The 22,181-nt window shown below is 44.7% G+C and carries 21 protein-coding genes and 1 pseudogene; 20 read left to right on the top strand and 2 right to left on the bottom strand.

Annotation, left to right across the window (positions count from 1 at the left end; genetic code table 11):
* The first annotated feature begins 381 nt into the window (after positions 1–381).
* The 7 genes and pseudogenes from NE473_RS20625 to NE473_RS20655 all read left to right on the top strand — a co-directional run bounded on the left by NE473_RS20625 (position 382) and on the right by NE473_RS20655 (position 5,078).
* Positions 382–864 (top strand): GNAT family N-acetyltransferase, encoded by a 483-nt coding sequence (locus tag NE473_RS20625; protein ID WP_002591390.1) that lies wholly within the window; start codon positions 382–384, stop codon positions 862–864.
* Between the two features lie 36 nt (positions 865–900).
* Positions 901–1,044 (top strand): annotated as a pseudogene (locus tag NE473_RS20630) (VOC family protein); the annotation flags it as partial.
* A 92-nt stretch (positions 1,045–1,136) separates the two neighbouring features.
* Positions 1,137–1,688, top strand: coding sequence for a nitroreductase family protein (locus NE473_RS20635; RefSeq protein ID WP_227898619.1), 552 nt, complete (start codon positions 1,137–1,139; stop codon positions 1,686–1,688).
* Between the two features lie 91 nt (positions 1,689–1,779).
* The gene (locus NE473_RS20640) at positions 1,780–2,550 is read left to right on the top strand and encodes a TraX family protein (protein WP_002591392.1); all 771 of its coding nucleotides are present in this window, start codon (positions 1,780–1,782) and stop codon (positions 2,548–2,550) included.
* A 131-nt stretch (positions 2,551–2,681) separates the two neighbouring features.
* A complete protein-coding gene (locus NE473_RS20645; protein WP_002591393.1) occupies positions 2,682–3,434 on the top strand; it encodes an inositol monophosphatase family protein in 753 nt (250 codons plus the stop codon).
* Positions 3,435–4,441: 1,007 nt separating this feature from the next.
* Entirely contained in the window at positions 4,442–4,882 is a 441-nt protein-coding gene (locus tag NE473_RS20650; RefSeq protein WP_002591394.1) for a sigma-70 RNA polymerase sigma factor region 4 domain-containing protein, read from the top strand.
* Complete coding sequence (locus tag NE473_RS20655; RefSeq protein WP_002591395.1) at positions 4,872–5,078, top strand: helix-turn-helix domain-containing protein; 207 nt, start codon at positions 4,872–4,874, stop codon at positions 5,076–5,078. The genes NE473_RS20650 and NE473_RS20655 overlap by 11 nt, the downstream gene beginning before the upstream one ends.
* Positions 5,079–5,463: 385 nt before the next feature.
* On the opposite strand, the gene NE473_RS20660 is transcribed toward NE473_RS20655, so the two are convergent.
* Both NE473_RS20660 and NE473_RS20665 read right to left on the bottom strand, forming a co-directional pair.
* Positions 5,464–5,820 carry a hypothetical protein gene (locus NE473_RS20660; RefSeq protein WP_002591396.1) on the bottom strand — a complete coding sequence of 119 codons (357 nt, stop codon included), beginning with the start codon at positions 5,818–5,820 and terminating at the stop codon, positions 5,464–5,466.
* 45 nt (positions 5,821–5,865) lie between these two features.
* Positions 5,866–7,053 carry a M20 metallopeptidase family protein gene (locus tag NE473_RS20665; protein ID WP_002591397.1) on the bottom strand — a complete coding sequence of 396 codons (1,188 nt, stop codon included), beginning with the start codon at positions 7,051–7,053 and terminating at the stop codon, positions 5,866–5,868.
* A 746-nt stretch (positions 7,054–7,799) separates the two neighbouring features.
* Between NE473_RS20665 and NE473_RS20670 the strand changes: the two genes are divergently transcribed.
* The 13 genes from NE473_RS20670 (at position 7,800) to NE473_RS20730 (ending at position 22,158) form a co-directional block, all read left to right on the top strand.
* On the top strand, positions 7,800–8,150 hold the full coding sequence (locus NE473_RS20670) for a DUF7768 domain-containing protein (RefSeq protein WP_002591398.1): 351 nt from the start codon (positions 7,800–7,802) through the stop codon (positions 8,148–8,150).
* 103 nt (positions 8,151–8,253) lie between these two features.
* Positions 8,254–8,736: a PcfB family protein gene (locus NE473_RS20675; protein WP_002591399.1), complete on the top strand. Its 483-nt coding sequence runs from the start codon at positions 8,254–8,256 to the stop codon at positions 8,734–8,736.
* Positions 8,733–8,945 carry a hypothetical protein gene (locus NE473_RS20680; protein ID WP_002591400.1) on the top strand — a complete coding sequence of 71 codons (213 nt, stop codon included), beginning with the start codon at positions 8,733–8,735 and terminating at the stop codon, positions 8,943–8,945. The genes NE473_RS20675 and NE473_RS20680 overlap by 4 nt, the downstream gene beginning before the upstream one ends.
* 164 nt (positions 8,946–9,109) lie before the next feature.
* Positions 9,110–9,313, top strand: coding sequence for a helix-turn-helix domain-containing protein (locus tag NE473_RS20685; RefSeq protein WP_002591401.1), 204 nt, complete (start codon positions 9,110–9,112; stop codon positions 9,311–9,313).
* A complete protein-coding gene (locus tag NE473_RS20690; RefSeq protein WP_002591402.1) occupies positions 9,291–9,974 on the top strand; it encodes a response regulator transcription factor in 684 nt (227 codons plus the stop codon). Before NE473_RS20685 ends, NE473_RS20690 begins: the two co-directional genes overlap by 23 nt.
* 133 nt (positions 9,975–10,107) lie before the next feature.
* Positions 10,108–11,220: a sensor histidine kinase gene (locus tag NE473_RS20695; RefSeq protein ID WP_256265375.1), complete on the top strand. Its 1,113-nt coding sequence runs from the start codon at positions 10,108–10,110 to the stop codon at positions 11,218–11,220.
* Between the two features lie 62 nt (positions 11,221–11,282).
* A complete protein-coding gene (locus tag NE473_RS20700) occupies positions 11,283–11,966 on the top strand; it encodes an ABC transporter ATP-binding protein (protein ID WP_002591404.1) in 684 nt (227 codons plus the stop codon).
* A complete protein-coding gene (locus tag NE473_RS20705; protein ID WP_002591405.1) occupies positions 11,963–14,296 on the top strand; it encodes an ABC transporter permease in 2,334 nt (777 codons plus the stop codon). The genes NE473_RS20700 and NE473_RS20705 overlap by 4 nt, the downstream gene beginning before the upstream one ends.
* Positions 14,297–14,924: 628 nt before the next feature.
* Complete coding sequence (locus tag NE473_RS20710; RefSeq protein ID WP_002591406.1) at positions 14,925–15,887, top strand: S1 RNA-binding domain-containing protein; 963 nt, start codon at positions 14,925–14,927, stop codon at positions 15,885–15,887.
* A 69-nt stretch (positions 15,888–15,956) separates the two neighbouring features.
* Positions 15,957–16,169 carry a cold-shock protein gene (locus tag NE473_RS20715; protein ID WP_002591407.1) on the top strand — a complete coding sequence of 71 codons (213 nt, stop codon included), beginning with the start codon at positions 15,957–15,959 and terminating at the stop codon, positions 16,167–16,169.
* Entirely contained in the window at positions 16,166–17,407 is a 1,242-nt protein-coding gene (locus tag NE473_RS20720; RefSeq protein WP_155560800.1) for a DUF6273 domain-containing protein, read from the top strand. Before NE473_RS20715 ends, NE473_RS20720 begins: the two co-directional genes overlap by 4 nt.
* 42 nt (positions 17,408–17,449) lie before the next feature.
* Positions 17,450–21,067 carry an Ig-like domain-containing protein gene (locus NE473_RS20725; RefSeq protein WP_155560799.1) on the top strand — a complete coding sequence of 1,206 codons (3,618 nt, stop codon included), beginning with the start codon at positions 17,450–17,452 and terminating at the stop codon, positions 21,065–21,067.
* Positions 21,068–21,267: 200 nt separating this feature from the next.
* Entirely contained in the window at positions 21,268–22,158 is an 891-nt protein-coding gene (locus tag NE473_RS20730) for a transglutaminase domain-containing protein (RefSeq protein ID WP_002591410.1), read from the top strand.
* The last annotated feature ends 23 nt before the right edge of the window (positions 22,159–22,181 follow it).

The raw sequence follows: 22,181 nt of genomic DNA on the forward strand, positions 1-22,181 counted from the left end.
TGCAGTTTTATGGCAAGGTTAAGATCCGGTCTTATTTCAAGCAAACAACCTATATAAATTGGTATTGCATCAATGAGCATTTTTCCGTTGAAAAGTTGAATCCAGAATTTCCTATGAAATAGTCGAAGCGGTTGCGATTCTGACGCATGATGAGTCTGTTAAATATTTTGACTATATAAAAGGGATTAAAGTAAATCCTGTTGCATTAAAAGTCAAATTAGCAGGTTTGGCTCACAATTCAGATGACAGCCGATGGATAGGAACCACGCACATAGCAAAGAAATTTTATTAAATACGCTACCTTAAATTAGATAATGAGTATTTTTCAAAAAAGTTGGCTTATAACAATTTATCAAATCGGGATTTTCAGAGGTGAATAGAATGATTCATTTGGAAAAGATAAATGGCGAAATTGTCTGGGATATTCTAAAGTTAAAAGTCTCAGATAGTCAGAAATCTTTTGTTGCTGGCAATGATATCAGCATTATTGAAGCGTATACCACTATTACATCCAACGGGTATGCTTTTCCGTTTGGAATTTATGAAGATAAACATCCGGTCGGCTTTGTGATGATTGGTTATGGCAAAGATGATTATTGGAAGGATGCACCTGCTATAGCAGAAGGAAATTATAACCTGTGGAGATTGATGATAGATAAGAACTATCAAAACAGGGGATATGGGAAAAAGGCTGTAGAACTTGCGTTAAGATTTATCAGAACATTTCCCTGTGGTAAAGCCGATTCCTGTTGGCTGTCATATGAGCCAGAGAACACGGTTGCCAAATCGTTGTATGCCTCTTTTGGATTTATAGAAACTGGAGAAAAAGATGGAGAAGAACAGATTGCCGTATTAAAGCTCTAAGACAACTTCAGGTTTGTCGGTGAGTAACACAACAGAGATCTGGCTGGGCATCTCATAGAGGTTGGAGAAAATATGAAAGTGGTGGTCAAGCGTTTTCTTGATTCCGCCTTGACGATGGAGGAAGTCTCTATGAAAATGGATGCTTCTATTGAGAATGCGACAAAACTTCTGAATAACTAATATGTGGTGGAGGAATAAACAAGTCGATAATTGAAAGGACAAAAGTAAAAATGATTTCTTCAATTTATAACAGACGAAGCACACGGTAATTCATAGATAAACCTATATCTCAAAAAGATATTATAGATATTATCCAAAGTGGAATAAAAGCCCCTTCTTCTAAAAATAGACAACCATGGAAGTTCGTTGTGATACAAGGAAATGCTAAGGAAAACATGATAAATGTTTTCAGGTTGGGAATCGGGAGAGAAGAAAACGATAGCGCATTGTTACCGCAAAGCAGACAACACATAGCTTCTGCAAAATACACTATTGATATTATGGCAGAAGCACCAACCATAGTCTTTGTTGTTAATTCACTGGGGAAAAGTATTATGGAAGAATTAACAACAGAAGAACGTGTTTATGAAATCTGTAATATTCAATCTATAAGTGCTGCTATACAAAATATGCTTCTCGCCGCGACTGAGAAGGGAATAGGTAGTCTTTGGATATGTGATATTTATTTTGCATATCCAGAACTGTGTAAGTGGTTGAATAGTGACGGACAACTTATTGCAGCTATTGCATTTGGTTATCCAAATGAATTTCCTAAAGAAAGGCCACGCAAGAAGATTGATGATGTAGTGGAGTGGAGAAAGTAATTTGTCAGAATAATAACTTCCAGTTTGTTGAACTGGAAAATTTGAATTGATTTATCTGCAGTGAATATGAAAACAAAAGGACAGAAACCATATGAAAACAACACAAAATTTAAAGCGGGTGAAGGAGCTATTGCTTACCCCACCCACGTTTTCAGATAATAAGGCCCGACTGCAAACGAATCTGGATACTGATTTTCTCAAACTAATCGCCATTGTTTCAATGCTCATCGACCACATCGGCAGCGTCTTTTTCCCGGAGGTAAGGGTGCTGCGTTGGATCGGACGGCTGGCGTTTCCGATTTTCTGTTATTGCATGACAGTGGGCCTGCTATATACTCATGATATCAAGAAATATTTATTCCGTTTGGGAATATTTGCACTGATTTCTCAACCCTGTTATATCTTTGCCTTTCATCCGTATGACTTTTGGTCGCAGTTTACTAACTGGAATATCTTCTTTACTTTGTTTCTAAGCCTTTTGGCGATGTATGGATGGAAAGAACGCAAATGGTGGCTGTTCGCACTGACTTTTTTTGTGATTTCATGGTGGAACTTCGACTACTCCAGCAACGGAATTTTTTTGATGCTGGTGTTCTATCTCTGCCGCAACAATCCGGTAGTAGGGGCCATGTTCTATCTGCTGTTTACAGTTCCGCCAGCGCTTTTCGCCCGCCCCGGTGATTTTCGGAATCTCACCTTGGGTGGTCTTACATTTGATTGGACTTTTGCAATGGCCTTTGCCGCTTTGTTTATCTTCCCCTGTACCCATACAAACCTGAAGGTTCCACGTTGGTTATTCTATGCCTTTTATCCGATTCATTTGCTAATTATTGGCCTAGTTCGGCTGGTTCTCAAGGTATAATGTTAAGCTTTGTCAATTCATGTTTGTCGTGTTCTTTTAAACCTTATTTTCTTAACCCTTTAAATTAAGAAGCATGGTTTGCAAAACTCTATTTTGCAACCAGGTATTTGATGCCTATGGAGGAAACGCATATGGATATTCAGAAAATTATCAGTTTAGTAACAAAAACGCAAGGGCTAATTAAAAACCGTGAAATGGCCGCTCATGTAAAAGAGAAAGGTCTTGCAGATTATGTAACGCAGGTAGATATTGCCGTACAGAATTTCTTAAAAAAGGAACTGTTTGCCCTTGCGCCGGATATTCAATTCCTTGGAGAAGAAACCGGATTGCAGGAAATAAAAGCGGATAGCTTTTGGATTTTAGACCCTGTTGACGGGACGACAAACCTTATGCACGACTATCAGCACAGCGTTGTATCTTTAGCCCTTTGCCGCCAGGGGGATATTATTATGGGAATTATATATGATCCCTTCCGCGATGAAGTGTTTTCTGCAATTAAGAGAAAGGGCAGCTTTCTAAATGGGCAGCCCATACATGTATCAAATGCAGAAAAACTATCCGACACAATGATTGGGCTGGGAACAGCAAAAAGAGAAGTGGCCGATGAAAATTTTGCCCGGTTCCGCAGGGTGTTCGGTCAGTGCCAGGATGTCCGCAGGATTGGCTCTGCCGCTCTGGAACTGGCATATACCGCCTGCGGCAGACAGGGAGGCTATTTCGAGATATATCTAAATCCCTGGGACTATGCAGCCGGCATGCTTATGATTCAGGAAGCAGGAGGCAAGGTAACTGATTTTACAGGAAAACCGCTTGAACCGAAAAAGGGGAGCAGTGTGGTGGGAACAAATGGATTTATCCATACAGAACTGTTAAAGTTACTGTAAGCTATGTGTTCACTTGGGTACCCTGATGTAGGAGAAGGTTAACTTCTGGGTATCATCTTCTCGAAGCAAAAAATCAGAAGCCAGTCCAGAAAGTGGTGGAACTAACAATGTTCTATTCAATTCTCGGAAAATGCGGACTTTAATGTGGAGGCGGTTTACCCATTGCAAGAGCCGCGAACATCCTATCAGTCATGGCTAATGTAACTTTAGATAGGATAAGATTCTAGCTGCTGGTAGTCAGGAGCTTTGTTGTGTGGAAACTATTCTGTCCTTAGGGAGGAGGAGAATTATAATAGAGTACTGGAGTTCCTTTGAGTTTCATTTCCTTTGAGAATTTGAACAGATAGAGCCTCGTTGAAAATCCTATAGTATACTGACTAAAAAAATGTGAGCAGATGACTATTAGGATAATTTATTAAGCCTGAGCGAATTATGAGACCGTGTGTGCAGTTCAAAAGTTATGATGATTATCTAAAATTGGCTTATTAAAGAGCGGGCTGGTAATCTGCTTTTGGAGGCGTTATGAAAGGCTTTGAGAGACAAAACCAACTGCTATCCCTCTATGGATTGATTTGTAGGCTTTGCCTATGCTATTAATTAAGAATTGTCGGTATTTCTTACGGGTGTTGTAGTAAAGGCAGTGTATCAAAAACCAATAAATTAGCTGATGGTCTGGACTCTTCAAGTACATTACCTCTTTATGGATGATGGACACTATTTTATTAAGTTAATATAGAACCGGAAATTAAACATAAACTATTATCCCTAAATATAAAGGTATATAACTTAGAGAAAGGAAGAGTAGCAAAGAGCCAAAGACTTAAAGAATGCGATATAGCAAAAAGCCAATATCAACAATTCTTTTTAAGGGGAACAGTACAAAGCTGTTCCTCTTTTGTTTTCAAAATAACAGTATACACCCTCATGAGCAGGGGAATATATAGGACAAAGGTTCGTGGCCCACCATAGTCTTTCTGAAAAGAGATAATTCTACATTCGGAGGGACTATGAAAGTGAAAAAGAAAGATAATATCAGATACCGTTTTACGGGGTATGTATTAGCAGCTTTAAAACGTGCCAAGAGAGATTACATATGCCGTGAAATAAAAATAAGCAATCATGAAAGCCCGTTAGAGAAGATGCTTCCAGAACCGTTGTGTGATATAACGGACAGTAAGCCATTTTTATGGGAAGAAACGGAGCAGATTCCACTGATACCGGATGAAGTTCGTCAGTATATGGAAAGCCAGATTGGTGAGTCAGGAGAAACGGCGCTTGATGCTCTGACAGATATGGAAATTCTTGTAGTGTTTATGAAGGTTTTTAGACAGCTGACATATCAAGAGATCGGCAGGCATTTGGGCATGGACTATAAAAAGGCCGGCTCTGTTTTTAACTATGCGAAGAAAAAAATGAGGAAAGGATGGAAAATACGGAATGAATTTTAAAGAACTGTTAATGAAGGCTAAGCAGGGAGACAAGGGGGCAAGAGAGGAACTGTTTTTGATGTACCGTCCCATGGTGTTAAGCAGGTCCAGAATCAAAGGAATCTTTTCAGAGGACTTATATCAGGAACTTTCTAAGACCTTTGTATCCTGTATTGAACAGTTTTCTATTGAGGGGACTGAAAACGAGCAAAAATAAGACTGAATTTCCTTCTTAATCCGCAGTTAACGACAGGAGGACCAGCAACTATGAGTCTTTAAGGAGACAGAGAGTAAGGGAATACAGCATGCAGAGGCAGGGGTATTCCCTTTTCCTTTAATAGCAATTATCTTTATGTATGCTGCTACATTTATTTCAAGGGTATCTGATACTTGTCCCATAAGCAGCTTAATAGCAATAGGGGGAGTCAGGACCATAAAGACTAGACAAACACTAAGAAGAATTATCTTTGTGCCTCTAAAACCCAGCTTTACACGCTCATTTTACGTGCAACACAAACAGGACGCCTGTCTGAATCGGCAGACAACTTAATGAGTCAGCGCTTTGGGGAATAGGAAAGCCGCCCAAAGGCGGCTCCTAGCTTTCAGCATTTTACAAAATAATAGAACTCTATGTCATCTATCGTAATCCACACATATGGATTGCCCAATATGTCCCTTACACCGTTTACAACCTGTGTGAACGCTTCATGGAATTTTTCATAACTTTCCACTTCGACTGGATTCCATATAATTATAAAGTTAGCGGTCAACCCATCTAGATCTGGTCCCCGTTTATCCCCACAAAGGAAATAGGATTCGCTTAACCATGCGTTTACATATATGCCTGTACTCGCGTATACTTTTTTGGCAGCTTTTCCCCAAATCTTAACCAGAATGTTCTGAGTGACGATTTCCGGCATAAGTCCCGCAATGACAACGGTATATCGTTTTGTACGCATATGAATACCCTTTTTTATTAATATATTCAGCGTACAAAGAAAAAGTTATTGGCTGTGGTTTCGCAGCCAGTTTATGGCATTTGATGCGTAAAGTGCACTGCCTAGGGAAAGAATCTCCTCATTAAAGACAACGTGGTCATTATGCATCGGTTTGCCGAATAGCGGATTTTCATCTGGGGTTCCGGCGCCTATTAACATATAGCAGCATGGCCTCTCATAAGTATAAGAGGCGAAATCCTCTGACCCCATGCCGCCTTGTTCAAACAATACTATTTTATGAGGCTCATAGCATTCTTTCATGTAGCTGGTAAGCTCCTTGACCATATCACTGTCATTTTGCAGCGGTGGTGCAGAAGCGATTTCTTTCACACAAGCCTGTCCGCGAAAGAGAGAAGCTGTCTGAATGGAGATTTCTTCAATTCTGTCAAAGATATATTTGGATATCTTGTAATCCATTGTACGAATGCTTCCCTCGAGAATCACATCTTCGGGGATGATATTTGGCGCTTCGCCGGCAGTAAACCTGCCAATGGTAAGGGCGGCAGGTTGGGTGGGAGCAATTTCTCTTGCAATGATTTCCTGGAGAGACAGATAAACATGGGCCGCAATATTGATGGGGTCAACACCTGCTTCCGGCATTGCACCATGGCAGCCGGTACCTTTTATATGAATTTGAAATAAAATACACCCAGCCATGCAGGTACCTGAACCACACATGATCGTTCCGGATGGAATGCCTGAAACAACATGGAAAGCAATGCCTGCATCTACATGGGGATTTTCCAAAACACCGGCCTTAAGCATTGCCTTTGCTCCGGTGAATCCCTCTTCGTCAGGTTGAAATACCAGTTTTACGGTTCCAACCAGATCCTGCTGGTAATGTTTTAATAATTTAGCTGCACCCAGAAGCATGGTTGTGTGCATATCGTGTCCACATGCATGCATATAGCCATTTTCAGAGGCAAATGGAACGGGAGCAGCTTCTTTAATCGGAAGAGCATCCATATCAGCGCGAAGAAGGATTGTTTTGCCGGGCTGCTTACCAGATATAGTGGCAATAACAGCACTTTCGCATATTTTCTGAGGACAATATCCATACTCTTCCAATTTACTAAAAACAAATGATTGGGTTCGTGGTAAGATGCAACCTATTTCAGGATATTGATGTAATGTTCTTCTGATTGATATTAGTTCTGGCTTTAGCTGTTTTGCAGACTCAAAAATTGATTTCATATTAATATCCTCCGGGTTAATATTGACTGAAATTTAAGAATATGAAAATGGTTTGTTTCACATGTTTCTGTTAATGAAGTATATCATAAAAAGTGAAAAGAATGTAAAGTCATATGATAAATAAAACAATGAATTAAGAAAAGCAAACTAGCCATAGGGATACCCTTCATCAATCAATAAATATACACAGACAGGCCGCCGCTAAATTGTAGGGTTTATCATCAAAAAAACGCATAACTACGCCGTTTCTGGCGTAAAAGATTTCAAAAGGTGTTGCGTTCGGGCAGCACCTTTTGTTTGTGTGCCAAGCATGGCACTAATCTTGCTGGTGAAAGTCCAGCCACGGGTTTTTACCGCCAAGTGTAGCGAATCACAAGTCGGTATCAGTAATGATATAGATGGAGGAAGTGGTGTAGCAAAGTTCTTGAGCCTACGAACAGAAACTTGATAAGGCGATTAGGTGGGGAAGGCTGCAAACCAAGCCGAAGCCCAAATGGTAAACGTAAACCGAAGTTGTAAATCAAGAGGTTGTGGAATGAAAGATTAGTGTCTTACCTTGGGAGCGGGTAACTGTTTTTTCATACTCAAATAAGGGCGGCGAGCCGGTCTTATCCGGCCCGCCTTGATTACCAAACTGCAAATGAACGGCACTGTGTCAAGAACGCGCACGGTGCGCGTTCATTTTATTCTTAACACGGGGACGGGCATTTGCCACCCGGCATACTGCCGAAGAAAGGAGCAACCCCGTGAAAAAACCTTTTGCATACATTTCTGCCGCCTGGAGCGGCCAGGAATTTACCGACACCGACCAGGCAGCGGTTTACTGCCGTAAGGTTTATCTGGCCGGTTTTACCCCGATTTGCCCAATCCTGTATCTGCCGCATTTTCTGAATGATACAGTCCACGCCGAACACAAGGACGGGATTGATATGGCGCGGGAACTGCTGCGTCGCAGCCATGTCCTGATTGTCTGCGGCGAGGAAGTGGACGAAGCCGTAAAAAATGATATTGCCGTAGCGCAGCGCCTCGGCATTACGGCCACCACATTGGACGGTATTCTGAAAATCAGGAGCCAGGGCCATGAGGAGGGCTGTTGATAATCTCCACTGGCTGATGCGCTTCCTGTTGCATCGGCTGGTGGTGCCACCTTAGTCGTTCCCCTTTTCCACTTCCACCCTGCCGGAAAGGAGGAATGGCCCAATGCAGGAAGAAATGGAACGAAAGGCCGTGGCAATCAGCGTCAAAGCGGGAAAGCTGACCGCTGATCTGCTGAAAAAGGCCATAACCAAAGCCCTGGCTGAAATGGAGAAAAGCCAGAAAAACCCGAAAATCTATCGGGGCAAACAGAGTGTGAAGCACCTTGTCCGGCAGGGCGCGGGTGTTTCCAATATCGAAGTGACCGACGGAAATATCAAGTCCTTTGAACGTGTGGCCCGGAAATATGGCGTGGATTTTGCGCTGAAAAAGGACACAACAAGCCAGCCGCCCCGCTATCTGGTGTTCTTCAAGTCAAAGGACGCGGACGCGCTGACTGCTGCCTTTGCGGAATACTCCGGCAAGGTAGTCAAGCGTCAGGCCCAGGCTAAGCCCTCCATTCGCCGCCAGCTTGTGCAGCTTCAGGAGGTCGTTAAGAAGATGGCGCAATCCCTGTCCAGGAATAAGCAACAGGAGGTGGCACGATGATAAAACTCCCCAAAATCAATGCGGCCAAAGCCGCGAAAGCCAGTTTGCCCTATGTGGTTATGGGGGTGCTTGCGACCAAGCTGGGGGAAGCCTACCGGCTGACCTCTGGCGGGGATGTGCTGGACAAGGTTCACGGGTATATTCCCACTTTTCTCTTGCACGCCGGAGCGAGGTGCCAAAGGAATAAACGGTCTGTTGCTTTTTCTTAGCCACGCTCCGTCACCTCACATATAGTATTGTACTGTGAATGTGAGGTATTCAAAATGATTTATGCGTAGCTTTTTAGCGGCTACTCTGCGTAGCTACTAAAAAGCTGTCCATGTGTCTTGTATTATTCGAGAAAACGAACTATAATGAGTTTGGAGGTGCAGATATGGACTATATGACGCTGAAAGAAGCAAGTAAAATATGGGGCGTAACGCCCCGCTGGATAAATTATTATTGTTCCTCTGGCCGTATTCTCGGAGCCATAAAAATGGGAACAATTTGGTTAATCCCGAAAAACGCGGAAAAGCCGATAGACGGTAGGACAAAACAAGGGAGGAAGCTAAAAAATGCAGAGGATACTTTATGTTGAAGATGATTTAAGTCTGATTGATGGCTTACAATATATTTTGGAAACCAGCGGATATACCGTGGATAATGCCCGGACTATAAAAAAGGCATTAGAGCTATTCAAACAAAATGCTTACGATTTATTACTGCTGGATGTTACACTACCAGATGGAACCGGTTTCGATATTTGCAAAGAGGTGCGTATTAACTCAACTATCCCGATTATATTTCTGACAGCATCTGATCAGGAGATCAGCATTGTCCGGGGCCTTGATATGGGGGCTGATGATTATATTACAAAGCCGTTCAAGCTGAATGAACTACTGTCCAGAATTAAAGCTATTCTACGTCGTTCGTTGAAATTTTCCAAAGCAGATACTACTTTAGAAGCAAACGGTATTCGCATAAATACCGCCGAAAGGCTTGTCTGGAAAAACGGCGAGCCAGTTGATCTGCCTCTGGTAGAATACAAACTTCTGTGCCTGTTCATGCAAAACCCTAATCACCTCATGCCACGGGAAATGATTTTGGATCGGATGTGGGATGGCAATGGGAATTTTGTAGATGATAATACTTTATCCGTTTATATCCGGCGGTTACGAAACAAAATTGAAGATACGCCAAATACGCCCAAATATCTGCTGACCGAACGGGGAATTGGATATAAGTGGGTTGTTGAGTGAGGACGGATTTATGGGCAAATTAGGGAAAGAAACAAAGACACTGTTAATCGCTGTTACTGCTATCTGCCTCGTTTCCTTTCTTCTGGCTGGCGGAATTGCCACACTTCTGGCAAAAAATTTTCAGCAGGAATTATTGCTCCATGATTATGGTGTTGCAGGCCATTTGTTAAACAATGAAAACGAGCTGTCAATCTCCGCTTTTACTTCGCAGCCAGACGCGAATGACATAGAACGCGGCAGGGAGGCTTTGGCTTCTATTGGATATGATGAAACGACTTCCATGCGTTTTCTGCCTGCTGTCCAGATATACCGAAATCAGACAATGTTTTCTGTATTTCTGCTGTTGATTTTCCTGTTTGGGGCAATCTACTTATCGCTGTTTCTCTATCTTCGCCGCCAGCACAAGGCTTTCAGTAACGCCGAAAATACCATCCGCCAATTTCTGGATGGCAATACCACATCCCGCATCGAATGTTCACAGGCTGGTGACTGGTACAGCCTTTTTCATGCCATCAATGAAATGGCGACTATCCTCTCTGCTCATGCCGGGAACCAGCGGCAGACCAAAGAATTTTTGCAGGACATTATTTCGGATGTATCACATCAGATTAAAACACCGCTGTCTGCCCTGAAAATGTACCATGAGATTATAGAGAGCCATAAAGATGATGCCGCAACCGTGAGCAGTTTCACCGAAAAATCTCAAAGAGAGATCAAGCGGATGGAAGATGTGATTTACACCTTACTGAAACTGGCACGGCTGGACGCAGGAATTATCCAGATGGAAAAGACCCCGGAAAATCTTTCCGTTCTCATGCAGGATGTTTTGGAACGCTTTGAAACTTGGGCGGAACGGGAGCATAAAACAGTTACGCTTTCCGGTAAAGAAGATGTTGTTTTATCATGCGATGCCCTATGGGTATCGGAAGCCATTGGCAATATTATAAAAAACGCCTTGGAGCATACAGAGAACGGCGGCCATATCGGAGTAAAATGGAGCCAGTCCCCTTTAATGACACAGATTGAAATTACCGATGATGGAAAAGGAATACACCCGGAAGATCTGTATAACATTTTCAAACGGTTTTACCGCAGTCGTTTTTCATCGGATGTTCATGGCATTGGTTTGGGGTTGCCGCTGACTAAATCTATTGTAGAAGCTCACGGCGGAACCATTTCTGTAACCAGTAGTTTGGGCGCAGGAACCACGTTTACATTGAATTTTTTCAACCTTACAGATGAGTAAGATAGATGTCACTTGGAAGTAAGTCATAGGGGGTATGATGTGCCTGTAAGGAGGTTTTGTATATGAATATTCTTGAAGTACAAGACCTGTGCAAAACCTATGGCACAGGCGAAACAGAAGTTCACGCTTTGAACCATGTATCATTTTCTGTCCGTAAAGGTGAGTTTATTGCTATCATTGGCGAGTCGGGTTCCGGCAAAAGTACCCTGCTGAATGTGATCGGCGCTCTGGACAGCGTCACTTCCGGCAGGGTGTGGATTGATGGGCAGGATATTTTTTCCATGCCGGAGAAGAAATTAACTGTGTTCCGGCGGCAGCACATCGGATTTATTTTTCAGTCATTCAATCTGATCCCGGAGCTGAATGTGGAGCAGAACATTACATTTCCGCTGCTGCTTGACTATAAAAAGCCAAATCAAAAGTTCGTCAATGAATTGTTGCAGGTGCTTGGATTGAGCGAACGCCGGAAACACCTTCCCAGCCAGCTTTCCGGCGGCCAGCAGCAGCGTGTGGCGATTGGCCGGGCATTGGTTACACGCCCCGCCCTGATTATGGCAGATGAACCGACCGGAAATCTGGACAGTAAAAACAGTCAGGAAGTTTTGGCTTTACTGCAAACCATGTCAGACAGGTATCAACAGACCATTTTGATGATTACCCACAACAAAAATCACGCCAGCGCAGCAGATCGTGTGTTCCGTATGACCGATGGCGTGCTGAAGGATTTGGGGGTGTCATCGCGTTGAAAAGCTATCTTGGATTGGTGCCGCAGTATGAAAAGGTACACCGCAAGAACAATCGAATTTCGGTTCTCTGTATTGTCCTTTCGGTGTTGCTGATAACTGCTATTTTCAGCATGGCAGACATGGCGCTGCGCGCACAGAAAAATTATTTTATCAAGACGAATGGGGAATACCATATTAGTTTGACCGACATTGATGAACAGACGGCGGAACTTGTAAAAGCGCGGATAGATGTTGCCCTCTGCGGATGGGCCTATCAGGGAAGTACCGGCTCTATCGGATCTAAAACGGTCAGCTTCGCAGGTGCGAATGAGGATACCTTTTCCACTTTGACAGAAATGGATATGGAAAGCGGTTCATACCCTACCCGGCCCGATGAAGCATTATTGAACCAATCGGCTTTGGAACAGTTGGGCCTTGCAGTTGGCGACACCGTGACCGTTATAGTGCCGGATGGCTCCAGCCGGGACTACCGCATTACCGGCGTCCTTGCCGATATGGGAAGTTTGCTGAAAGCGGATGTATATGGCATGGTATTGACCGAGGACGGTTTTCGCCAAATTGCAGACGAAAATGCCAAAGATGGAACTACTTTTCGCGTTCAGTTTAAAGATGGCGTAAACATTCAGGCAGCCATAAAGGAAATAAAAACGCAATATGGCCTTTCAGACAGTCAGGTGAGCGAAAACACGGCGCTCCTCGGATTGATGGGGCAAAGTGAGAACAGTACAATGCAGTCCCTATACATCGTTGCAGGCTTTCTTGTCCTTTTGGTACTGATTGCCGGTGCAGTAATGATTGCTGCCAGCTTTAACACAAATGTTCTGGAACGGGTTCAATTCTACGGCCTTTTGCGGTGTCTGGGGGCATCCAAAGCACAGGTAAAGCACTTCGTCATTCTTCAAGGGCTGCGCCAAAGTATGAAAGGCGTACCGATTGGGCTGGTTGCCGGACAGATTATTACATGGTGTGCCTGTCTCTTGCTGAAATCCATCAGCGGGGAACGCTTTTCAGAAATTCCGCTTTTTCAGTTCAGTGTAAGCGGTCTGATTGCTGGTGCGGTGATTGGTTTTCTGATTGTACTGCTGGCATCCCTGTCTCCGGCAAAAAAGGCTTCTAAAGTATCGCCGGTAACTGCAATCAGCGGCAGTACGCAGCTTACACAGAACAAGAGGGCCGCAAATACAAAGTTGTTCCACATTGAAACCAGCATGGGAATTTTCCATGCACTATCCGGCAAAAAGAATGTATTCCTCATGACTTGTTCATTTGCTATCAGCATTATGATGTTCCTGTCGTTTCAGGTCATGGTAGTTTTTCTCAACCAGGGTATGCCTGCGCTCTCTCCATCGGCAGCGGACGTATCTATTACAATGGGAAATACGCCTCTGGATAAGTCGCTGGTGAAACAGATTAGCGAAACGGAAGGTGTTGACAAAGTTTTTGGCCGTATGGAAATGGAGGGTCTTTCTGTTTCCTCTGATATGGGAGAAGGAACCGTCACACTCATTTCCTATGATGATAACCAATTCGGGTGGGCAAAAGAAGAATTGAATGAGGGCAGTATCGCGCCTGCTATGGAAAATACAGATCGTGTTCTGGTTACTTATCAGGATGGCGTAAACTGGAATGTTGGAGATACCATAGTCCTTCATACATCTTCCGGCGATAAGCAGGTAACGATTGCTGGAATACTGTCAACAGCTACGGCCAGCACAGTCAACAGCGCAGGCAGCAGCGGATATATGATTTGCTCGGAGCAGACATTTGCCGCTTTGGTTGGCGATTTGGGCTATACAACGATTGATGTTCAGTTTTCCTCTGCTGGTGGGGATGATACTGTTTCCACAATACGGAGCATGATCCCATCCGACAGCACTGTTTCAGACAAGAGAATTACCAATTCCGAGTCCCAAAGCTCTTACTATACAGGCGCGGTATTTATTTATGGCTTCCTCATCATTATTGCACTTATCACAGTGTTTAACATTTTTAACAGCATGAACGCCAGTGTAGCGTCCAGAACAAAGCAGTACGGCATTATGCGTTCTATCGGAATGGGGGCAAATCAGCTTTATAAGATGATTGCGGCGGAAGCCTTTACCTATGCCATCTTTGGCTGTGTTGTTGGCTGTGTTTTGGGGCTACCGCTCAACAAGTTGATGTTCCGGTTTTTGATTGCAGATAAGTGGGGAACTGCATGGCAAATCCCTGTGGGTTCACTTCTTTTGATCGTGTTCCTCTGCCTTGCGTCTGCGGCGGTTGCAATCAGACGCCCTATCCGGCAGATCAGCAGAATGGCAATCGTGGACACAATTAAGCTCCAGCAATAATTTCATCAAATAGTAAACGTCAAAGGCTGGCCTTCCGTTTCCTTGGAGGGCCAGCCTTTGAACGCGTAGAACTGCCGAAAGAAGCCTATCATGGGGAAACTGGCGAAGCCATTGAACTGCCGAAACGTGAGAAAAGAAAAAAGTCGGCGTGAAATACCGCCGACTTACATTCCACTCTTTGGGTGTCACTATCACTACTATACTAAGAAATGTTTCTGGAATAGTAAGTATAAATAGCACGAGTTGTATGCGAGTTGGAGCCGTATTCAGCAGAACATATGAATAAAGGGAGTAACTGGGAATGATAACAAGGAGGAAGGGGGGATAGAATGCTGCATATAAATGCGGATGATTACAAGAAAAGTAAATATTGTCCGTCTGATGTTGGAGGGATAGGAGGATTTATATCAGGAACTGTCCAAGACCTTTCTAAACTGCATTGATAAGTTTCTGATTGATATCACCGAAAAAGAACCAAAAAGAGACTGATTTGCGTCCTGACATGAATTGACTTGCGATTTTCAATCTTTTATAATGGTATCATCGGATTTGAAAATCTGGATAGAGAAAGCAGCTGGTTCGCCGGCTGCTTTTTCTGACTCAAAAAAACAAGAAAGGTGGTATATGCATGAGGGAAGACAGTGAAGGTCGTCTGGCAGAGGAGGTGCAGGAGAGGGAAAAGCGTGGACATGTCCATCAAATGGGAATCCTTACCGTAGATGCTTCCGGAGCAGCGGCAAGGCAGGAGAGCGGGGATATAACCTGGCATGAAATGGTGAATGCCTACCGCACAAAGAAAATCCTGTCTGGAGGATTAAGTGGTATCGAGCGCCTGGATGGCGGATGGGTAGTAGCAGTCGTCTACTATAAAGATTACCGTGTATTAATCCCCATGGAAGAAATGATGATTAACTTGGAGGGAGACGGAAGAGAAAATTCCAATACGTTAAACCGCCAGACCCGTCTTGCTAACAACATGCTGGGCGCAGAACTGGATTTTATAATCCGGGAGATGGAAGAAAAGTCAAGGAGCGTGGTTGCGTCCAGAAAAGAGGCGATGCTTCGTAAACGCCAGCAGTTTTACCTGGGACAACAGGAGGGCCCCCCTATGATTGTGCCTGGCCGTGTTGTGGAAGCGCGAGTTATTGCCGTGGCACAGAAAGCGGTCCGGTTAGAGGTCTTTGGCGTGGAATGCTCCTTAAAAGCGAGGGATATGTCCTGGGAATGGATGGCAGATGCCAATGAGAAATTCTCTATTGGGGATGTTGTCAGCGTGATGATGAAGAAGATATCCGGAGATTCGATTGAGAATCTGAAGGTAGAGGTAAGTGCCAAAGAGGCAAAGACCAATGTCAACAAGGAAAATTTAATGCGCCTGCGCCGCCAGGGAAAATATGTAGGAAAAATAACAGATGTATTTAAGGGCACCTATTTTATCCAACTGGACTGCAGGGTCAATGCGGTGGCACATTCCTGTAATACAGCCAGCCTTCCGGGGCAGGGAGATGAGGTCGGCTTTCTGGTAACCAGAATTAACGATGAGCGGGAAGTGGCAGAGGGGATTATCACAAGAATTATTAAAAGAAAATAGGAATTTTGTACCTGAGACAGTACCAGATGCTGTCTTTTTTATTTGCACAAATATGAAAGGAGTTTTGATATGCTGAAAGGAATTGTGAAATGGTTTGATGTACGGAAGGGATTTGGATTTATTACAGATGAGGACAACATTGATTATTTTGTCCATTATTCCGAAATCCATGGAGATGGTTTTAAACGGCTGAAGGAGGGGCAGAAAGTGAACTTTGAGCCAGGGGAGGATGACAGGAAACGAAGTGTTGCATTATCAGTGACGGTGGAGGAGCAGGAATGAATTGGCGAATCAGGATGAAAAAGCGGCATGCCTTGTTTGTTTTGGTTGCCACTTGTTCTGCTATCAGCTATCTATTTGGCTTTATAGCCCATGCGGAGACAGTCAGAGGTGAGGAGGGGAGGTTTGAGACAGGAGATACACTGGAGGTTGAGACTGGCCTCGGTGATGGATACAGCACATTGGGATTCACCTGTCTGGATACGGATTACCGGGGTGGATATCTGTTTGTGTCGGATGAGGTCATTCCCTACTCCCTGTGTGTCCGTTATGCGGCTTCCAATAACGATTATACCTACTCAGATGTCAGGACATGGCTTAACCAGCAGTTTGCTGATACCTTGTCAGTATCAGGGGACCTGCTCCCCGTAAAACTTTCAGAGACTGGGGATTCCATATCAGACCGGGTTTTCTGCCTGTCTGTTGATGAAGTAAAGAACCCTGCCTACAAAGCGATTACCAGAAAAATCTGGACACCGCAAAGAGGAATGCGCTACTACTGGACCAGGTCGCCTAGAGAGAACACGACAAACCAGGCCTATATGGTGCAATACAACGGACACATTGCTTCCAGCCGGGTATCATTAACAGAAGCCGGGGTCCGCCCGGCCTTTGTCATACAGAAGGGAGAACCAAATAATACACAGGGCAGAATCTGGTATACCGGGGATACGATGGAACGGTCACTTGCCGGGAAATCATATACCTTCCGCTGTATTGATCCGGATTACTGTGATGCCGGAAGTAACCGGAATGGAGCGCTGTTTCTCTGTGACACCATTATTGGTGGAAGCGAAAGCCTTTTTGACGTGAGGGCAAATGCCTGGGAAGCGTCTGATTTAAGGGCATGGCTAAACCAGGAATTGGAGGATAGGGAAAAGCTTGCGGAAACGGTTACAACCTGCCCGTTTACCTATGCGGGAAAAAGTAATAATTACCAGATTTCAGCCCGGAGCTTTACAAAGCGCAGCCGCCTGGGAATTAAAGTCACGGACCAGATATTCTGCCTTTCATTGGAAGAAGCGCTCCGGTATCCGGATATCTTATGGAGGCTTGGTGGTGCAGAAGAGAATAATTTTATAAATGCAGGAACCTTCACGACGGGCTATTGGCTGCGTACACCTGCGGCCGGCGACGGAACGAAGGGTTATGCTGTTACCTATGACGGCCGGGTGGCACCGGAGGATGTAACCAATAAGAAAATCGGTATCCGTCCGGCGTTTGTGGTAGTTCAGGAATAAAAATTTGCACATAGGGAATTTTCTGAGAAAAAGGAGAACAAGATGAAGAAAAAGATGAAGAAGGGGCAGGCAGTTCTATCTGCATGGACCTTGATTGCAGCGATGGGGTTAACTCCAGTTCTTTCTGTATCATATCCAAACGGTATCGCTACCGTTTATGCAAAGGAGGCCGTTAACGAGGCGGTAGAAGAAGCCGGTACAGCTCCAATGGCCAGTCCGTCAGAAGCTAGGCGGGAGAAAGAAAAAGACAGCGCAGAAGGGGAAATGGCGCAAGCAGGTATCACCCAGACTGACCAGAAGGCGGACCAGGATACAGGAACTTCAGATTTAGAGGACAAAACAGAAGCAAAAGCGGAGGAAGAGGAAACCGAGGCAGGAACGGAGGAAATCAAAACCAAGGAACCAGAGGCAGGGGCAGTAGAAGTCATTACAGATAAAGATGAGCTGATTCCGGCTACTCCTTCCAATGCTACTCCTTCCAATGCCATGTTTTACAAAGGTGCCTTGAATATTTGGGGCGGTATGGAAATGAGTGACCATTTTGATGGAGAGGGAACCGAGGAAGAACCTTACGAGATTAACTCGGATAAGGATTTGAAACTCCTGGCGTATCATGTTGCCAATGAGGAAGTGGACGGTTATGAGGGGTGCTATTTTGCTTTGACACGGGACATATCCTTAAGCGATACTGCCTCCTGGCTGCCGATTGGATATTTTACAGAAGCCGGGGACAGCGAACCGAAACTATTTAAGGGGAATTTTAACGGACAGGGATACCGCGTGTATAACCTGAAAATCAGTGATACGACTCAGGATTATGCCGGGCTGTTCGGCAGTATCCATGGAGCGGTGATTGAAAATCTGACGGTGGACGGACAGGTGAATGCTCACAGTAAGGCGGCACTTCTGGTTGGAGAGACGAACGACAGCACCATAAGTAATTGCAGCTCCAGAGGACAGGTGCGTGGCGTAGGTGTTATCGGTGGGATTGTTGGGGAAGCATATGACAGCGTGATTTTGGAGTGTACCAATACAGCTGGAGTCTTGGGGGGAACCGATGCAGACGGCGTAAATGAAGCTTACGCTGGAGGAATCTGCGGCTCTGCCCAATCCTCCTTTATGAGTGACTGCACCAGTGATACCACAGATAGCTACAGCGCTCTTTACTCAGAAGGATATGTAGGCGGAATTGCAGGAAATATCTACGAAACGGAAATATATAATACATATGTGGAAGGTAAGGTTGGCAGCACGTCAGCGGATTATATCGGTGGTCTGGTGGGAAGGATGCAGAGCGGCCAGGTTAAGAATGGCCGGTTTGCAGGGACCATTGGAGCATCTACTTCATCGACATTAAAGACAGCGGGACTCTTTGTGGGATATATTGAAGGTGGGACCATTGATTTAGGAGATGACCTCGCCTATCTCTATACGGATAGTGAGGACAAGTACTCATTAAATCCCTTTGGAAATAAATTAACACCGCAAATTCGGCTGGAACATCACATCGGAGCATATTATTCCAACCAGCGGGATTTTTCCCTTTACCAGATGGGAAGTTTTATAAAGCAGACAAACCGTTATTTTTATGAGGAACTGGAAACGGGAGTTTTGGAAATTGGAAAAGAGAATATCCATCACTATGCTCCCAGTAAGACGGGAGATCCGGTCAGGGGGTATTTGATTACAATTCCGGCTGTGGATCATGGTACACTCTCTGTGCTGGAATCCCAGAATAATTTTGCAAAAGAAATCAACTGGGCAAACCCGGGAGCCGTAGCGAAGGGAGCCAAAGTCCTGGTGTATACAAGTCCTTTAAATGAAACGGAGTCAGAGCCCCCTGTATATTATGAATTGGTGCCGGATTCCCTGTTCTGGACAACCGATGATTTTGACAAAGAGGAAATCATACATACCAATGGGGCTGAAACCTCCTTTACCATGCCGGAAGGAAACATTACCCTATCTGCTAAATACCGGGCAATGACTAATGGTGTTATCCTGGATAAGACGGAGCTGACGTTTGAGATAGAACAGATACGCAGCGGTTCCCGTTGGAATCCGCAGATAGGCTGGAAGGTTACTGATCCGCAGAAACTGACGGCTACCGTGATACCGGATACGGCGGCAAACAAGAACATCATTTGGAATGTGAAAGATACGGATGGCTCATCTACCGATGTCATCCATGTTACAGAAAATGGGGAGGTATCGGTCAACCAGTCGGCAAAGTGGATTCAGGAGCTGATACAAGCCGGTGTGACCAATCAGGAATTATATCCGTCCAAAAAGATAACAACAGAAGGAACCAACTATGCGTCTGTTACGGTAACCACAGAAGCCGGGCAGAAGCGTTCCAGTGCATTTGTTACGGTGAATTTCAAGATTACTGACGATACGGTTGTCCCGGTATCAGATGTTAAGCTCGACCAGTCTGAACTGGCATTTGAGATTGTCAGAACATTAGAAGGGGACCGTTTGGATCCTACAGAACGTTATTCCGTCACACCTTCAAAGCGTCTTTATGAAACGATTACTCCGGAATATGCGGACAACAAAAATGTGAAATGGTCTGTAGGTGATGTGGATATGCTCCGGATTGATTCAGAGGGTATTGTGAGTGCCAAAGAGAATGCAAAGTGGATTTTAGATTTAATCAGGGCAGAAGAAGAGAGAAATAAAGAGCACCCTTACACAAAAAAGGAAGCGTCTGGTACCCGTTCCAATTATGTGACGGTTACAACGGAAGATGGAGGAAAACAGTCGGTATGTGCAGTGAATCTTTCCTTCCGTACCGATGACCAGACCATAGCACATGTAGCATCGGTAGCCTTAGATAAAAGCGAACTTAAGTTCAGCATAGAGAAGGTGATGACCGGCAGCCGGGCCAACCCGTCTGTTTCCTATCAGGTGACGGATGCCCAGCAGCTTACTGCTTTCGTGATGCCAGAAGAGGCGGAGAATAAGGAGGTAAGCTGGAACTCGGTGAATGAAGCAGTGGTATCCGTATCAGGTAATGGTCTGGTGACAGTTTTGCCGGAAGCAGCATGGATAAAAGCCCTTGAGAAGGTCGATGCAGATAATCTTGCAAGAGACAAGTATTATGTATCCACGGCGGCGGGAACAATGGAAACCAGTATTCAGGTGCTTACCTTGGATGGGCAGAAGTCCGCAGAGTGCAAAGTCGTTGTAGCATTTAAAACAACAGATCAGACACAGCGGCCATCAAGCGGTTCATCGGGTGGAAGTTCCTCCGGTGGTGGTGGCGGTTCCAGCCGTTCTGTCATAGGAAGTGCTATGAGTCCAAACTTTGACAGTGCTGGAACCTGGATTCAGGATAGTACCGGCTGGTGGTATCAGAATAAAGATGGAAGCTATCCGGCTGCCTGCTGGCAGCTGCTTACTTATAATGGGACAAGTGAGTGGTACCATTTTGATGAGAAAGGATATATGCAGACCGGATGGTTTACAGATACAGACGGGAACCGCTATTACCTCCATGCCGTTTCAGACGGGACCAGAGGACGTATGTATACCGGCTGGAACCTGATTGACGGAGTGTGGTACTATTTTAACCCCACATCAGACGGAACCAAGGGTGCTTTATTTATGAACCGCCAGACGCCAGACGGATACCGGGTAGATGCGTCCGGGGCTTAGGTAGAGTAGTTGGTAAAATTGTATATGGAAGGAAAGGCATGGAGAGAGTATTTTCATGCCTTTTCTTTTGTAGCCATTTTATGAAGTTATTGGGCGCTGGAAGGGATGCCTTTGAGGTAATTCCTTAAAAAAAATTCAGAAGTGCCCTCGACATAGATTCCAGAGACTTTGTATGCTATGGATAGAAGGAGGTGCTTATAATGAGAAAAAGTACAGGTTGGAAGCTGGCAATCATATTCCTGGCAGTTACCCTAAACCCGATGTCGGCGTATGCAGGAACATGGAAGAATACTTCAACCGGCTGTCAATACCAGAAAGATGATGGAAATTATGCGAGGGCGGAATGGATAACAGAGAATGGAACATCGTATTATCTGAATCAGAATGGAATTATGGCTGTAAATACTACTACACCAGACGGATACCTAGTGGCAGCAGACGGCAGTTGGGTGACCGAACAGCAGTCGCTTGGCGGCTATGTCCGAACCCCGTATGATAACCGGCCTTATTATTACGATCCAGAATGGCAGGTATATATCTTTGATGAAGATACGGACTATGCGTGGGTGAATGACACACGGGTATTGGCTGCGGTCAGGGGAATTATCCCTGCATCGGAGCTGTCAGAAAAGAACCAGGTAGTTTATGAGGAGGTGTGCAGGTTTCTGACTGGTTTTGACTATGGCGCCAGTGATTATGAAAAGGCGACCAGGATTTATGATGAGATTACATTACGTGCGACCTACAACCGGGGAAAATATACACAGGCAGATGATGAGGTCTACAGCATTCTGGTGAATGGGACTGGCAAGTGTGTTGGGTTTGCCAGGGCCTATAAACTTTTGGCTAATGCAGTAGGGCTTAAGTGCGCGCTTCGGGAGGATTACGTGCACATGTGGAATGCCGTATATATAGATGGTCAGGCAAAAAGCATTGATGTATCTTCAACGAGAACGGATGCGTGTTTTTATCTGGATGTAGTGGAACTCAAATGTCCGTTCTGCGATTACAGAAATGTATTCGGATTAAGGGAGGTTTGCCACCCTTGTCCAAACTGCAAAGCGCAGTTGTATAATCCTGATATGAATTAAATAGCCTAAGTCAAACCGGCACA

It is taken from the genome of Hungatella sp. SL.1.14, assembly GCF_024460495.1.
GTDB lineage: Bacteria > Bacillota > Clostridia > Lachnospirales > Lachnospiraceae > Hungatella > Hungatella hathewayi.

Bases quoted from the DNA above. Each gene is read 5' to 3' on its own strand.
- NE473_RS20625 (WP_002591390.1), top strand. From the start codon at position 382: ATGATTCATTTGGAAAAGATAAATGGCGAAATTGTCTGGGATATTCTA.
- NE473_RS20640 (WP_002591392.1), top strand. From the start codon at position 1,780: ATGAAAACAACACAAAATTTAAAGCGGGTGAAGGAGCTATTGCTTACC.
- NE473_RS20645 (WP_002591393.1), top strand. From the start codon at position 2,682: ATGGATATTCAGAAAATTATCAGTTTAGTAACAAAAACGCAAGGGCTA.
- NE473_RS20650 (WP_002591394.1), top strand. From the start codon at position 4,442: ATGAAAGTGAAAAAGAAAGATAATATCAGATACCGTTTTACGGGGTAT.
- NE473_RS20655 (WP_002591395.1), top strand. From the start codon at position 4,872: ATGAATTTTAAAGAACTGTTAATGAAGGCTAAGCAGGGAGACAAGGGG.
- NE473_RS20660 (WP_002591396.1), bottom strand. From the start codon at position 5,820: ATGCGTACAAAACGATATACCGTTGTCATTGCGGGACTTATGCCGGAA.
- NE473_RS20665 (WP_002591397.1), bottom strand. From the start codon at position 7,053: ATGAAATCAATTTTTGAGTCTGCAAAACAGCTAAAGCCAGAACTAATA.
- NE473_RS20675 (WP_002591399.1), top strand. From the start codon at position 8,254: ATGCAGGAAGAAATGGAACGAAAGGCCGTGGCAATCAGCGTCAAAGCG.
- NE473_RS20680 (WP_002591400.1), top strand. From the start codon at position 8,733: ATGATAAAACTCCCCAAAATCAATGCGGCCAAAGCCGCGAAAGCCAGT.
- NE473_RS20685 (WP_002591401.1), top strand. From the start codon at position 9,110: ATGGACTATATGACGCTGAAAGAAGCAAGTAAAATATGGGGCGTAACG.
- NE473_RS20690 (WP_002591402.1), top strand. From the start codon at position 9,291: ATGCAGAGGATACTTTATGTTGAAGATGATTTAAGTCTGATTGATGGC.
- NE473_RS20700 (WP_002591404.1), top strand. From the start codon at position 11,283: ATGAATATTCTTGAAGTACAAGACCTGTGCAAAACCTATGGCACAGGC.
- NE473_RS20710 (WP_002591406.1), top strand. From the start codon at position 14,925: ATGAGGGAAGACAGTGAAGGTCGTCTGGCAGAGGAGGTGCAGGAGAGG.
- NE473_RS20715 (WP_002591407.1), top strand. From the start codon at position 15,957: ATGCTGAAAGGAATTGTGAAATGGTTTGATGTACGGAAGGGATTTGGA.
- NE473_RS20720 (WP_155560800.1), top strand. From the start codon at position 16,166: ATGAATTGGCGAATCAGGATGAAAAAGCGGCATGCCTTGTTTGTTTTG.
- NE473_RS20725 (WP_155560799.1), top strand. From the start codon at position 17,450: ATGAAGAAAAAGATGAAGAAGGGGCAGGCAGTTCTATCTGCATGGACC.
- NE473_RS20730 (WP_002591410.1), top strand. From the start codon at position 21,268: ATGAGAAAAAGTACAGGTTGGAAGCTGGCAATCATATTCCTGGCAGTT.